2 protein-coding genes are annotated in these 15,997 nt (G+C 76.1%); both read left to right on the top strand.

All coding sequences use genetic code 11. The features are described from left to right. Nucleotides 1-18 precede the first annotated feature (18 nt). Entirely contained in the window at nucleotides 19-14,157 is a 14,139-nt protein-coding gene (locus AB0B83_RS14545; RefSeq protein WP_357578597.1) for a type I polyketide synthase, read from the top strand. A gap of 47 nt (nucleotides 14,158-14,204) precedes the next feature. Further along, the coding region (locus AB0B83_RS14540; RefSeq protein ID WP_357578596.1) for a type I polyketide synthase at nucleotides 14,205-15,997 on the top strand (1,793 nt) is incomplete at its 3' end.

The raw sequence follows: 15,997 nt of genomic DNA, 5'->3' as shown, positions 1-15,997 counted from the left end.
GAGTGAGGTAGGTCCACGGTGAGCAACGAGGACGAGAAGTACGTCGAGTACCTGAAGCGTACGACCTCGGAGCTGCGGCGTACCCGGCGGCGGCTGCGCGAGCTGGAGACCCGGGACTCCGAGCCCATCGCCATCGTCGCGATGAGCTGCCGCTACCCGGGCGGGGTCGACAGTCCCGAGGCGCTGTGGCAGCTCGTGCACGACGGCGGCGACGGGATCGGGCCGTTCCCCGCCGACCGGGGCTGGGACCTGGAGAACCTCTTCCACCCCGACCCCGACCACCCGGGCACCAGCTACGTGCGCGAGGGCGGCTTCGTCTACGCCGCCGCCGACTTCGACGCCGACCTGTTCGGCATCTCGCCCCGCGAGGCCGTCGCCATGGACCCGCAGCAGCGGCTGCTGCTGGAGACCTCCTGGGAGGCGTTCGAGCGGGCCGGGCTGCCACTGCCGGCGGTACGGGGCAGCCGTACCGGCGTCTTCGTCGGGGCGTCCTCGCACGGCTACGACGGCATGATGGCGCAGGCCGAGAACGGCGAGGGGCACCTGCTCACCGGCAACGCCACGAGCGTCATCTCCGGCCGCGTCGCGTACACCCTCGGGCTGGAGGGGCCGGCGGTCACCGTCGACACCGCCTGCTCGTCCTCGCTGGTCGCCGTGCACCTGGCCGCCCAGGCACTGCGCAACGGCGACTGCGAGCTGGCCCTGGCCGGCGGCGTGACGGTGATGCCCACCCCGGCGGTCTTCGTCGGCTTCAGCCGGCAGCGCGGCCTCGCCGCCGACGGCCGGTGCAAGGCGTTCGCCGCCGGCGCGGACGGCACCTCGTGGTCCGAGGGCATCGGCATGCTGCTGCTCACCCGGCTCTCCGACGCGCAGCGGCACGGCTACCCGGTGCTGGCCGTGGTGCGGGGCAGCGCGGTCAACCAGGACGGCGCGTCCAACGGGCTCAGCGCCCCGCACGGCCCGTCCCAGGTCCGCGTGATCCGCCAGGCCCTCGCCAACGCCCGGCTCACGCCCGAGCAGGTGGACGTGGTCGAGGCGCACGGCACCGGCACCCGGCTCGGCGACCCGATCGAGGCGCAGGCCCTGCTCACCACGTACGGGCAGGACCGCGACGAGGCCGCGCCGCTGCTGCTCGGGTCGGTCAAGTCGAACATCGGGCACACCCAGGCCGCCGCCGGTGTCGCCGGTGTCATCAAGATGGTGATGGCGATGCGGCACGGCGTCGTGCCGCCGACCCTGCACGTCGACGAGCCGTCCCCGCACATCGACTGGACCGCCGGGGCGGTCACCCTCGCCACCGCCGCCACGCCGTGGCCGGCCGTGGACCGGCCGCGCCGGGCCGCCGTGTCGTCGTTCGGGGTCTCCGGCACCAACGCGCACACCATCATCGAGCAGGCCCCGGCTCCCGCTGAGGTCGAGGCCGAGACCGAGGCCGAGCCGACCGCGCCGGCGGCCCGCACCGTGGCCCCCGTGCTGCTCTCCGCCCGCTCCGACGCCGCGCTCGCCGCGCAGGCCGGCCGCTGGGCCGCCCGCCTCGCCGCCGACGACACCCTGCGCCCACTCGACGTGGCCTTCTCGTCGGTCACCTCCCGCTCCACCCTGGACCGGCGCGCCGTCGTCTCGGCGACCGGCCGCGACGACCTGCTCGCGGGGCTGCGCGCCCTCGCCGCCGGGGAACCGGCCGGCACCGTCGTGCTCGGCGCCGGGTCGCCGCGCGGCCAGCTCGCGGTGCTCTTCTCCGGCCAGGGCGCGCAGCGCGCCGGCATGGGCCGGGAGCTGTACGCCGAGTTCCCCGTCTTCGCCGCCGCCCTCGACGAGGTGTGCGGGTACCTGGACCGGGCCCTGCCGCGCCCCCTGCGCGAGGTGCTCTTCGCCGCCGAGGGCTCGGCCGACGCCGAACTGCTGGACCGGACGGTGTTCACGCAGGCCGGCCTGTTCGCCGTCGAGGTGGCGCTGTTCCGCCTCGTCGAGTCGTTCGGCATCGCCCCCGACCTGGTCGCCGGCCACTCGATCGGCGAGGTCACGGCCGCGCACGTGGCCGGGGTGCTGTCGCTGGAGCACGCGTGCGCGCTGGTGGCGGCGCGGGGCCGGTTGATGGAGGCGCTGCCCACCGGCGGTGGGATGCTGGCCGTCGCGGCCACCGAGGTCGACGTCCTCGCCACGCTGGACGGCCTGGCCGACGTGGGGATCGCGGCGGTGAACGGGCCGACGTCGGTCGTGGTCTCCGGTGCCGTCGAGGCCTTGGACGAGGTGGAGCGGGTCTGGCGGGAGCGGGGCGTACGCACGCGCCGGCTCACGGTCAGCCACGCGTTCCACAGCCCGCTGATGGAGCCGATGCTCGCCAGGTTCCGCGCGGTGCTCGACAAGCTCACCTTCGCCGCGCCGGCGCTGCCGGTCGTGTCGAACGTGACCGGCGGGCTCGCCGACGCCGACGAGATCCGCACCGCCGACTACTGGGTGCGCCACGTGCGGGAGGCCGTCCGCTTCGCCGACGGGGTCGCCGCGCTGCGCGCCGCCGGGGCGGACACGTTCCTGGAGATCGGGCCGCGCAGCGTACTGACCGCGATGGTCGGCGACGCCCTGCCGGACGGGGACGGCGTGCTCGCCGTGCCGGCGCAGCGCGGGGACCGGCCCGAGGCGCACGGGCTGCTGGCCGGGCTTGCCGAGCTGCACGTGCGCGGGGTGGCCGTGGACTGGCAGCCGTGGTTCGCCGACACCGGCGCGCGGCGGGTGGACCTGCCCACGTACGCGTTCCAGCACCAGCGCTACTGGCCCGAGATCGGCGGCACCGCCGGAGCGACCGCGCCGACCGACAGCGCCGAGGGGGACTTCTGGGCGGCCGTGGAGCGCGGCGACCTGACCGGGGTCGCCGCCCACCTGGCCGTGCAGGACGACCCCGCGGCGGTCGAGGCCCTCGCCCCGGCCGTACCCGTGCTGTCGTCGTGGCGACGGGCCCGGCAGCGCGACGCCGTGGTGGACGGCTGGACGTACCGGGTCGAGTGGGAGCCCGTCCGCCCCGCCGCCGCGCCGGCGCTGACCGGCCGCTGGCTGGTCGTCACCGCCGACGCCGACGACGCCGGGGTGGCCGGCACGCTGACCGGCGCCGGCGCCCACGTCGACACCCTCACCGTCGCCCCGGGCGTCGACCGCGCCGAGCTGACCGGCCTGCTGCGCGGCCACGGCGACCAGGGCTGGGCCGGCGTGCTCTGCGTGCTGCCCGCGGCCGACCGGGCGCTGCCGGACGCCCCGGCCGTCTCCGTCGGCGCCGCGCTGCTGCTCACCCTCACCCAGGCGCTCGCCGACGCCGGCCTGCCCGGCCGGCTCTGGTGCCTCACCCGGGGCGCCGTCCGCGTCGGCGGCGACACCCCCGCCGACCCGTGGCCCGCCCTGGCCTGGGGCCTGGGCCGGGTCGTCGCCCTCGAACAGCCGGACCGCTGGGGCGGCCTGGTCGACCTGCCCGCCCGCGCCGACCGGACCGCCGCCGACGCGCTGCTCGCCGTCCTCGCCGACGCCGGCCACGACCAGGTGGCGATCCGCCCGCAGGGCATCCTCGGCCGGCGGCTGGTGCCGGCCGCGCCGCCCGCCGGGTCGGGTTGGCGGCCCGCCGGGACGGTGCTGGTGACCGGCGGTACGGGTGCCCTCGGTCGGCACGTGGCCCGCTGGTTGCTGGCCAACGGGGCGGCCGAGGTGGTCCTCGCCTCGCGGCGGGGTCCGGCCGCGCCGGGCGCGGCCGGGCTGGTCGACGAGCTGGGCGCGGTGCGGGTCGTGGCGTGCGACGTCACCGACCGGGCTGCGGTCGACGCCCTCGTGGCGGACCTGCCCGGGCTGACCGCCGTCGTGCACACCGCCGGCGTGGTCGACGACGGCGTCCTCGACGGGCTCGACCTGACCCGGATGCAGGCCGTCCTCGACGGCAAGGTCCGCGCCGCCCGCGTGCTGCACGAGGCCACCGCCCACCGCGACCTCGACGCGTTCGTGCTCTTCTCCTCCCTCGCCGGGGTCATCGGCAGCGCCGGACAGGGCAACTACGCGGCGGCCAACGCCTACCTCGACGCGTTCGCGGCCTGGCGACGCGAGCAGGGCCTGCCTGCCACCGCCATCGCCTGGGGTGCCTGGGCCGAGGACGGCATGGCCGCCGCCCTGACCGCCCGGCTCGCCCGGGGCGGGGTCGACGCGCTCCCCGCCGCCGAGGCCGTCACCGCCCTCGGCCGGCTGGTCAACACCGCCGAGCCGGCCGTCACCGTCGCCGACGTCGACTGGGGACGCCTCGCCGCCTCCTGGGGCCGTCCGACGCCACTGATCGCCGCCCTGCCCGGCGTGCCCGCCGTGCCCACCGGCCCCGCCCGCGCCGTGGTGGTCGGCCGGTCCCTGCCGCAGCTCGCCGACCTCGTACGCACCCAGGCCGCCGTCGTGCTCGGCTACCCGGCCGGCCAGCCGCTGCCCGAGCGCACCTTCCGCGACCTCGGCTTCGACTCGCTCACCGCCGTCGAGCTGCGCAACCGGCTCACCGCCGAGACCGGCATGACCCTGCCCGCCACGCTGGTCTTCGACCACCCCACGGTCGCCGAACTCGCCGCGCACCTGCACGGCCTCACCGCCGGGCACACCACCGGCGAGGTGGTCGCCGACGGCACCGGCCGCGACCGCGAGCCGATCGCCATCGTCGCGATGAGCTGCCGCTTCCCCGGCGGCGTCACCTCGCCGGAGCAGCTCTGGGACCTGCTGGCCACCGGCACCGACGCGCTGAGCCTCATGCCCGGCGAGCGCGGCTGGAACCTCGCCGAGCTGTACCACCCCGACCCCGAGCACCTCGGCACCAGCTACGTCCGCGAGGGCGGCTTCGTCGCCGGGGCCGGCGAGTTCGACCCGGCGTTCTTCGGCATCAGCCCCCGCGAGGCCCTCGCCATGGACCCGCAGCAGCGGCTGCTGCTGGAGGCCACCTGGGAGGCGTTCGAGCGGGCCCGGATCGACCCGACCGCCCTGCGCGGCAGCCGCACCGGCGTGTACGTCGGCACCAACGGCCAGGACTACGGCTCGCTGCTGATGGCCGCCGGGGACGTCGACGAGAACTACCTCGCCACCGGCACCTCCGCCAGCGTCATCTCCGGCCGGCTGGCGTACACCTTCGGGCTGCACGGCCCGGCCGTCACTGTCGACACCGCCTGCTCGTCGTCGCTTGTCGCGATGCACCTGGCCGCGCAGGCGCTCCGGACGGGCGAGTGCGACCTCGCCCTGGCCGGCGGCGCCACCGTGATGGCCACCCCCGGCATCTTCGTCGGCTTCTCCCGCCAGCGCGGCCTCGCCGCCGACGGCCGGTGCAAGCCGTTCGCCGGGGCCGCCGACGGCACCGGCTGGGGCGAGGGCGTCGGCCTGCTGGTGCTCCAGCGCCTCTCCGACGCCCGCCGCGACGGCAACCCGGTCCTCGCCGTGCTGCGCGGCAGCGCCGTCAACCAGGACGGCGCCTCCAACGGCCTCACCGCCCCCAACGGCCCCGCCCAGCAGCGGGTGATCCGGCAGGCCCTCGCCAACGCCGGGCTCACCGCCGACCAGGTGGACGCCGTCGAGGCGCACGGCACCGGCACCACCCTCGGCGACCCGATCGAGGCGCAGGCGCTCATCGCCACCTACGGCCAGGACCGGCCCGCCGACCGGCCACTCTGGCTCGGCTCGATCAAGTCGAACATCGGGCACACCCAGGCCGCCGCCGGCGTCGCCGGGGTGATGAAGATGGTCCTGGCCATGCGGCACGGGGTGCTGCCGCCCACCCTGCACGTGGACGAGCCCACCCCGCACGTCGACTGGAGCGCCGGCAGCGTCGAGCTGCTCACCTCCGCCCGCCCGTGGGAGCCGGCCGACGGCGTACGCCGCGCCGCCGTCTCCTCGTTCGGCATCAGCGGCACCAACGTGCACACCATCCTCGAACAGGCCCCCGCCGACGAGCCGGAGCCCGAGCCCGAGCCGGCGGCCGACGGGCCGACCGGGGAGCTGCCCTGGGTGCTCTCCGGGCGCACCGTCGACGCCCTCACCGCCCGCACGCGGGACCTGCTCGACCACCTCGACACCGTCGACGACGGCGTCCTCGCCGACGTCGGCTGGTCGCTGGCCGCCACCCGCGCCGCCCACGACCACCGGGCCGTCGTCTTCGCCGCCGACCGCGACGACCTTGCCGCGTCCCTCGACGCGCTCGCCGCCGGCCGGCCCACCCCGCAGACCGTCACCCGCGCCCCCGGCACGCCGGGCGAGGTCGCCTTCGTCTTCCCGGGCCAGGGCTCCCAGTGGGTCGGGATGGCCGCCGAACTGCTCGACACCGCCCCGGTCTTCGCGGAGAAGTTCGCCGCCTGCGCCGAGGCGCTGCGTCCGTACGTCGACTGGTCGCCGACCGACGTGGTGCGCGGCGCGCCCGACGCCCCGTCGCTGGAGCGCGTCGACGTCGTGCAGCCCACCCTGTTCGCGGTAAGCGTCTCGCTCGCCGCGCTCTGGGAGTCGTACGGGGTGCGCCCCTCCGCCGTCGTCGGCCACTCGCAGGGCGAGATCGCCGCCGCGCACGTCGCCGGCGGCCTCACCCTGGACGACGCGGCGGCCGTGGTGGCCCTGCGCAGCCGCATCATCGCCGGCATCGCCGGGGACGGCGGCATGGTCTCGGTCGCCACCACCGCCGACGAGGCCACCGCGACGATCACCCGCTGGGCCGGCCGGGTCGCCCTGGCCGCCGTCAACGGACCCACCTCCGTCGTGGTCTCCGGCGACAGCGCCGCCCTCGACGAGCTGGTCGCCCACTACGAGTCCCGCGAGGTGCGGGTGCGTCGCGTCCCCGTGGACTACGCCTCCCACTCCGCCCACGTCGAGCAGCTGCGCGAGCAGCTCCTGGAACTGCTCGCCGGGCTGCGGCCCCGCACCGGCGAGGTCCGGTTCCGCTCCACCGTCGAGGGGGACTGGCTCGACACCGCCGCCCTCGACGCCGACTACTGGTACCGCAACCTGCGCCAGACCGTCCGCTTCGACGACGCGGTGCGCAGCCTCGTCGCCGCCGGCTACCAGACCTTCGTCGAGGTCAGCGCCCACCCGGTGCTGACCATGGCCGTGCAGGAGAGCGTCGAGCTGGCCGCCGCCGACCCGGACGCGGTCACCGTCACCGGCAGCCTGCGCCGGGGCGAGGGTGGCCTCGGCCGCTTCCTGCGCGCCCTGGCCGAGGTCTGGACCGGGGGTACGGCGGTGGACTGGCGGCCCGCGTTCACCGGCCTCGCCGGACGCCGCCTCGACCTGCCCACGTACCCGTTCCAGCGGCAGCTCTTCTGGCCGCAGCCGTCCGCCGCGCCCGCCCCGGCCGCCGGCGCCGCCGGCCCGGCGCAGGACGACGAGGTCGACGCCCGGTTCTGGGCGGCCGTCGAGGCGGAGGACCTGGCCGCGCTCACCGCCGAACTCGCCACCGCGACCGAGTCGGAGCCCGTCCCGGACGCCGCGTTCGCGGACGTGCTGCCGGTCCTCGCCGCCTGGCGCCGCCGGCACCGCGACCAGGCCACCGTGGACTCCTGGCGGTACCGGGACAGCTGGACGCCGATCGCGGCCGACGCCGCCGGCGAGCCCGCCGTCACCGGCACCTGGTGGCTGCTCACCGGCCCCGACGACACCGGCGCTGCCGAGGCCGCCTTCTGCGCCGAGGCGTTGCGGCGGCACGGTGGCACCGTCGTACCGCTGGAGCTGGACGCCGACCGCACGGACCGCGCGGCGCTCGCCGCCCGGCTGCGCGACCTCGCCGACGGTGGCACGCCCGCCGGGATCCTGTCGCTGCTGCCGCTCGACGAGACGCCCGCCCCGGCGCACCCGTCGGTGCCGGTCGGCTTCGCCGGCACCGTGACCCTGGTGCAGGCGCTCGGCGACGCCGGCGTCCGCGCGCCGCTGTGGTGCCTCACCCGGGGTGCCGTGGCCACCGGCCCGGCCGACCCGCTGCCGCACCCGCTCCAGCAGCTCACCTGGGGCTTCGGCCGGGTCGCCGCGCTCGAGCACCCGGACCGCTGGGGCGGCCTCGTCGACCTCCCCGACGAGCTCGACGACGCGGCCGGCCGCCGGCTGGTCCGCGTCCTCGCCGGCGCCGACGGCGAGGACCAGGTCGCGCTGCGGTGGGCCGGCGCGTTCGGCCGGCGACTGTTGCACGCCCCGCTCGGCGACGCCCCCGCCCCGCGCTCCTGGCGGCCCTCCGGCACCGCCCTGGTCACCGGCGGCACCGGCGCGCTCGGCGGACACATGGCCCGCTGGCTCGCCGCCAACGGCGCCGCGCACCTGGTGCTGGTCAGCCGGCGCGGCCGGCAGGCCGAGGGCATCGCCGACCTCGAGGCCGAACTGGTCGCACTGGGCGCCCGGGTCACCGTCGCCGCCTGCGACGCCGCCGACCGGTCGGCGCTCGCCGCCGTCCTCGCCGACCTGCCGCCCGAGCACCCGCTGACCACCGTCGTGCACACCGCCGCCGTGCTCGACGACTCGGTGATCAACTCGCTGACCCTGGAGCAGGTCGACTACGCGCTCAGCGCGAAGGTCACCACCGCGCTGAACCTGCACGAGCTGACCCGCGAGCTGGACCTCGACGCGTTCATCCTGTTCTCCTCGATGGCCGGCACCGTCGGCAGCTCCGGCGTGGGCAACTACGCCCCCGGCAACGCGTTCCTCAACGCCCTCGCCGAGCACCGGCGGGCCCTCGGCCTGCCCGCCACCTCCATCGGCTGGGGCGCCTGGGGCGGCGGCGGCATGGCCGACGGCGAGTTCGGCCAGATGCTGCACCGCCACGGCGCACCCGAGATGCCCCCGCGGCTCGCCGTCGCGGCCCTGCACCAGGCCGTCGAGCACGACGAGACCTTCCTGACCATCTCGAACATCGCCTGGGACCGGTTCTTCGTCGCGTTCACCGCCACCCGGCCCGGTCCGCTGATCTCGGAGATCCCCGAGGCGCAGCGGTTGCAGGCCACCAAGGGCCTCGCCGAGACGAAGGAGACCGACGAGGCCGGTCCCGCCGGCGCGTTCACCCGGATGAGCGCCGCCGAGCGCCAGCAGGCGCTGCTCGACCTGGTCCGCGACCAGGCGGCCATGGTCCTCAAGTACGCCGACGGCCAGGCCGTCGACCCGCACCACGCGTTCCGGGACCTCGGCTTCGACTCGGTGACGGCGGTGGAGCTGCGCAACCGGCTGGCCACCGCCACCTCGCTGCGGCTGCCGGTGACCCTGGTCTTCGACTACCCGTCGCCGACCGCGCTCGCCCGGCACCTGCACGAGGAGCTGGGCGGCGAGGCCGCCGTGGCCGTCGAGGCCGCCCCGGTGACGCTCAGCGACGACGAGCCGGTGGCCATCGTCGCCATGTCCTGCCGCTTCCCCGGCGGGGCGAACGACCCGGAGCGGTTCTGGCAGATGCTGCACGCCGGCCGTGACGCCGTGTCCGACCTACCCGGCGATCGGGGTTGGGACGTCGAGAAGCTCTACGACCCCGACCCCTATTCCACCGGCACCTCCTACGTCCGCAGTGGCGCCTTCCTCTACGAGGCGGCGGAGTTTGATGCCGGTTTCTTCGGGATTTCCCCCCGCGAGGCGTTGGCCATGGATCCGCAGCAGCGGTTGCTGCTGGAGGTTTCGTGGGAGGCGGTCGAGCGGGCAGGGGTTGAGCCTGGGGTCCTTCGGGGTTCGCGAACAGGGGTGTTCGTGGGCACGAATGGTCAGGACTATGGGGCCCTGCTGATGGTGGCGGGGGACGAGGTGGAGGGCTTCGCGGGCACGGGCAACGCCGCGAGTGTGGTGTCGGGTCGGGTGGCGTACGCGTTGGGGTTGGAGGGGCCGGCGGTGTCGGTGGACACGGCGTGTTCGTCGTCGTTGGTGGCGTTGCACCTGGCGGTGCAGTCGCTGCGGCGCGGCGAGTGCGACCTCGCCCTCGCCGGCGGCGTGACCGTGATGTCGACCCCCGGGCTGTTCGTGGAGTTCTCCCGGCAGCGCGGCCTGGCCGCCGACGGCCGGTGCAAGGCGTTCGCCGCGGGCGCGGACGGCACCGGCTGGGGCGAGGGCGTCGGCATGCTGCTCGTCGAGCGGCTGTCGGACGCCCGGCGCAACGGCCACGAGGTGCTGGCGATCGTGCGGGGCAGCGCCGTCAACCAGGACGGTGCCTCCAACGGTCTGACCGCCCCGAACGGCCCCTCGCAGCAGCGGGTGATCCGGCAGGCCCTCGCGTCGGCGCGGCTCTCCACGGCCGACGTGGACGTGGTCGAGGCGCACGGTACGGGCACGACGCTTGGCGACCCGATCGAGGCGCAGGCCCTGCTGGCCACGTACGGGCAGGAGCGCGACGCGCCGCTGCTGCTCGGCTCGGTCAAGTCGAACATCGGCCACACCCAGGCCGCCGCCGGCGTCGCCGGCGTGATCAAGATGGTGCTGGCGATGCGCGAGGGCGTGGTCCCCGCGACGCTGCACGTGGACGAGCCGTCCCCGCACATCGACTGGAACTCCGGGGCCGTCGAGTTGGCGATCGAGTCGCGGCCGTGGCCGGCCGTGGGCCGGGCGCGCCGGTCGGCGGTGTCCTCGTTCGGCATCTCCGGCACCAACGCCCACGTCATCATCGAACTGCCCGAGGACCTCCCCGCCGAGAGCGTGGAGCCCGACGGCGAGGCCGCCGAGGGTCGCAGCCCGGGGCTCGTGGCCTCCGACGTCGTCGTCTGGACGGTGTCGGGGCGGTCGAAGGGCGCGCTGGCCGGTCAGGCCGCCCGCCTGGCCCAGCACGTCCGCGCGCACGCCGACCTCGATGCGGCGGCGGTGGGCTGGTCCCTCGCCGCCACCCGGTCGACGTTCGACCAGCGGGCCGCCGTCGTCGGGGCCACCGTGGCCGAGCTGCTGGCGGGGCTCGACGCCCTGTCCGCCGGCGCGCCGGCGGGGAACCTCGTCACGGGTACGGCCTCCGGAACCGGTGCGGTGTTCGTGTTCCCGGGCCAGGGTGCGCAGTCGGCGCGGATGGCGGCCGGTCTGGTGGGTCGTACGCCGGTGTTCGACGCGCGGCTTGCGGAGTGCCAGCGGGCCCTCGCCCCGTTTCTGGACGTGGACCTCGTGTCGGTGTTGACCGGTGACGACGAGTCGTGGTTGGCGCGGGTCGAGGTCGTGCAGCCGGTGCTGTGGGCCGTCGGCATGGCCCTGGCAGCGGTGTGGCAGCACGCCGGGGTGACCCCGGCTGCGGTGGTCGGCCACTCGCAGGGCGAGATCGGTGCGGCGTGCGTGGCCGGGATCCTGTCCCTGGAGGACGCGGCGAAGGCCGTGGCGTTGCGGTCGCGGGCGCTGACGGTGCTGCGGGGCACCGGCACGATGGCGTCGGTCGATCTCTCCGCTGAGGCGGTCGCCGAGCGGCTGCCGGCGTTCCCGGGTGTCGGGGTGGCGGCCGTCAACGGCCCGTCCACCGTCGTGGTGTCGGGTCCGCCGCAGCCGGTCGCCGACCTGGTGGAGTCCTGCCAGGCCGACGGGGTGCGGGCGCGGTTGATCCCGGTGGACTACGCGTCGCATTCGGCGGCGGTGCAGGAGGTCGCCGAGCAGTTGCGCGCCGACCTGGCCGACGTGACTCCGCGACAGGGCCACGTCCGGCTCGTCTCCACGCTGACGGGGGACTGGGTGGACCCGTCCTCGATGACGGCTGGCTACTGGTACGACAACCTGCGGCAGACCGTCCAGTTCGAGGCCGCCGTGCGGGTGGCCGTCGAGGCGGGTCACACCACGTTCGTCGAGATCTCCCCGCATCCGGTGCTGACGATGCCGGTGACGGCGATCCTGGACGACGCGGGCGCGAGCGGGCACACGCTGGGCAGCCTGCGTCGGGGTGACGACGACGCGACGCGGCTGCTGACGAACCTCGCCACCGCCCACACGATCGGCCTGCCCGTCGACCTGGGCACGGTCCTCGCCGGGACCGACGTCGTGGCGCTGCCCACGTACGCCTTCGACCGCAGCCGCTTCTGGCCGACCGCGGTGACCGGGCAGGGCGACACCGAGGAGACCCCGAGCGGCGTCGACTCCGCGTTCTGGGCGGCCGTCGAACGCGAGGACCTGGCCGCGCTCGCGGAACTCACCGAGCAGGAGGCGGCGGAGTCCCTGGAACGGCTGGGCGCGGCGCTGCCGGTGCTCGCCTCCTGGCGCCGGCAGCAGCGCAACCGGTCCGGCCTCGACGACCTGCGGTACCGCAGCGTCTGGCAGCCGTACACCGGGACGCCGGTCAGCTTCCTGCCCGGCGCCTGGTGGGTCGTCGCCGACGAGCGGCACCCGGAGGAGGGCGAGGCCGCGGTGGTCGAGCTGACCCGCCGGGGCGCCGACGTCCGACTGGTGCTGGTGCCGGAGAACCTGACCGACCGGGCCGCCCTCACCGCGCACCTGAGCGGTGCCGTCCGCACCCCCGACGGCGTACCGGCTCCGGTGGACGGGGTGCTGTCGCTGCTCGCCCTCGCCGACGGCGCGGTCGACGACACCCAGCCGGTGCCGCCCTTCCTCGCCCGCTCGCTGGCGCTGATCCAGACGCTCGGGGACCTCGACGTCGCCGCGCCGCTGTGGTGCGTCACCCGGGGCGCCGCCGGCACCACCCGCAGCGGCGCGCCCGGCCGGCCGGAGCAGTCGCTGCTCTGGGGCCTCGGCCGGGTCGTGGCCCTCGAACACCCCGAGCGGTGGGGCGGCATGGTCGACGTGCCGGCCACCCTGGACGACCACGGCTGGGACCTGCTCTGCGCCGCGCTCGCCGGCCTCGACGGCGAGGACCAGCTCGCGGTCGACGGCGCCACCATCCTCGTCCGCCGGCTGGTGCGGGCGCCCGGCGGTGAGGCGGCCACCGACGAGGCCGGCTACCCGGGCACGACCCTGGTCACCGGCGGCACCGGCGCGCTCGGCGCGGAGGTGGCCCGCTGGCTGGCCGCCCGGGGCGCCGAGCACCTGATGCTGGTCAGCCGCCGCGGCGCGGACGCCCCCGGCGTCGCCGAACTCGTCAGCGAGCTGACCGCGGCGGGCACCCGGGTGACCGTCGCGGCCTGCGACGTGGCCGACCGGGCGGCGCTGGCGAAGCTGCTCGACGAGGTACCCGCCGACGCGCCGCTGACCAGCGTGGTGCACGCGGCCGGCGTCCTGGAGGACGGGGTGCTCGACGGGCTCACCGCCGACCGCCTCGCCACCGTCCTGCGGCCCAAGGTGCTCGGCGCCCTGCACCTGCACGAGCTGACCGTCGGGCGGGAACTGCGCGCGTTCGTGCTGTTCTCCGCGCTGGCCGGTCAGCTCGGCGCCGCCGGTCAGGGCAGCTACGCCGCCGCCAACGCCTACCTCGACGCCCTCGCCGAGCAGCGGCACTGGCAGGGCCTGCCGGCCACCTCGGTCGCCTGGGGCCCCTGGGCGGCCGGCGGGATGGCCGCCACCGACCAGGCCGTGGAGGAGCGCCGCCGCCGCACCGGCGTCGCGCGCCTCGACACGGAAGCCGCGCTCACGGCGCTCGCGCAGTGCGTCGCGCGGGGCGAGCCGGCGACGATGGTGGCCGGCATCGACTGGGCCCGCTACGTGCCCGGGTTCGTCGCCGTGCGGCCCAGCCCGCTCATCGCGGGCGTGGCCGAGGCGCGCCGGGCCGTCGCCGAGCGGGCCGAGGACACCGGCGTCTCCGCGGAGTCCCTGGCCGCACTGCTCGCCGGGCAGACCGACGCCGAACGACGCAAGACCCTGCTGGAGCTGGTACGCGGGCAGGCCGCCGCGGTGCTCGGCCACGCCTCGATGGACGCCGTCGAGCCGGACCGGGCGTTCCGCGAACTCGGCTTCGACTCGCTGACCGCCGTGGAGCTGCGCAACCGGCTCACCGCGGCGACCGGCGTCCGGCTGCCCGCCACGGTCGTCTTCGACTACCCGACCGCCGCAGGGCTGGCCGAGTACGTGCGGGCCGCGATCGTCGACGGCGGCGTGGTCGGGGTCGCACCGGTCTTCGGTGAGCTGGACAGGTTGGAAGCGGCGCTCTCCGGCTCGGCGCCGGACCGCAGCGCCCGAATTCGGATCACCGAGCGGCTGCGGGCGCTGCTGGCCTCCCTCAACGAGGCCGACGCGCCGGCGGACGGCGACACCGTCGCCGAGAAGCTCCAGGACGCGACGCCGGACGAGGTCTTCGACTTCATCGACCGCGAGCTGGGGATGTCCTGACGTGATCGCTGCTGCGACGACGGGTCAACACAAGGAGTGCGCGGTCCATGGCTGACGAGGCGAAGCTTCTCGACTACCTCAAGCGGGTCACCGCTGACCTGCACCAGGTGCGCCAGCGCCTGCGCGAGGTGGAGGCCGGTGAACAGGAACCGGTCGCCATCGTCTCCATGAGCTGCCGCTTCCCCGGCGGGGTGCGGTCGCCCGAGGACCTGTGGGAGGTCGTCGCGTCCGGCCGGGACGTGGTCTCCGACTTCCCGGAGGACCGCGGCTGGGACCTCGGGTCGCTCTACGACAGCGACCCCGAGCAGAGCGGCACGTCGTACACGCGGCAGGGCGGCTTCGTCCACGACCTGGCCGACTTCGACCCGGGCTTCTTCGCGATCTCCCCCCGGGAGGCGCTGGCGATGGACCCGCAGCAGCGCTGGCTGCTGGAGACCTCGTGGGAGGCCCTGGAGCGGGCCGGCATCGACCCGCACTCGCTGAAGGGCAGCCGCACCGGCGTCTTCGCCGGCAGCACCGGCCAGGACTACGGCACCGTGCTGATGGGCGCCGCGCAGGGCCTCGAAGGGCACCTGATGACCGGCAACGCCGGCAGCGTGGTGTCCGGCCGGATCGCCTACACCTTCGGGCTGGAGGGGCCGGCGGTCACCATCGACACCGCCTGCTCGTCGTCCCTGGTCGCCCTGCACCTCGCGGGCCAGGCGCTGCGGCAGCGGGAGTGCACCCTGGCCATCGTCGCCGGGGTCACCGCCATGTGCACCCCGGCCGCCTTCGTCGAGTTCTCCCGGCAGCGCGGCCTCGCCGCCGACGGCCGGTGCAAGGCGTTCGCCGCCGCCGCCGACGGGACCGGCTGGTCCGAGGGCGTCGGCGTCCTGGTGCTGGAGCGGCTGTCGGACGCGCAGCGCAACGGCCACCCGATCCTCGCCGTGGTGCGGGGCAGCGCGGTCAACCAGGACGGCGCCTCCAACGGCCTGAGCGCCCCGAACGGGCCGTCGCAGCAGCGGGTGATCCAGCAGGCCCTGGCCAACGCCGGCCTCGCCGCCGGCGGCGTGGACGTGGTGGAGGCGCACGGCACCGGCACCCGGCTCGGCGACCCGATCGAGGCGCAGGCGCTGCTCGCCACGTACGGGCAGGACCGGGGGGACTCGGCACCGCTGCTGCTCGGGTCGGTCAAGTCGAACATCGGTCACGCCCAGGCCGCCGCCGGTGTCGCCGGTGTGATCAAGATGGTCATGGCGATGCGGCACGGCGTCGTCCCGCCCACCCTGCACGTGGACGAGCCGACGCCCGAGGTCGACTGGTCGGCCGGCGAGGTGTCGCTGGTGACCGAGGCGACGCCGTGGCCGGCGGTGGGCCGCCCGCGCCGCTCGGCGGTCTCCTCGTTCGGGGTGTCCGGCACCAACGCGCACACCATCCTGGAGCAGGCCCCGGCACCCCAGCAGCCCCCGTCGGCCGTCGCCGCGCCGGTGGTCGAGCGGCCGGTCGTGCCGGTGCCGGTGTCGGCCCGGGACGCGGCCGGCCTCGCCGCGCAGGCGGGCCGCTGGGCGGCCCGGATCGCCGCCGACGAGACCCTGCGCCCCCTGGACGTGGCATTCTCGTCGGTCACCTCCCGCTCCACCCTGGACCACCGGGCCGTGGTCTCCGCGACCGGCCGCGACGACCTGCTGGCCGGGCTGCGCGCCCTCGCCGCCGGGGAGCCGTCCGGCGCGGTCGTCACGGGCCAGGCCGGCGGCCGGGGATCGCTGGCGGTGCTCTTCTCCGGCCAGGGCGCGCAGCGCGCCGGCATGGGTCGGGAGCTGTACGCCGAGTTCCCGGTCTTCGCCGCCGCCCTCGACGAGGT

This window comes from Micromonospora sp. NPDC049060 (assembly GCF_040649055.1).
Classification (GTDB): Bacteria; Actinomycetota; Actinomycetes; order Mycobacteriales; family Micromonosporaceae; genus Micromonospora; species Micromonospora reichwaldensis.
The sequence above is the reverse complement of the archived record's forward strand: the minus strand, read 5'-3'. Positions and strand labels throughout refer to the sequence as shown.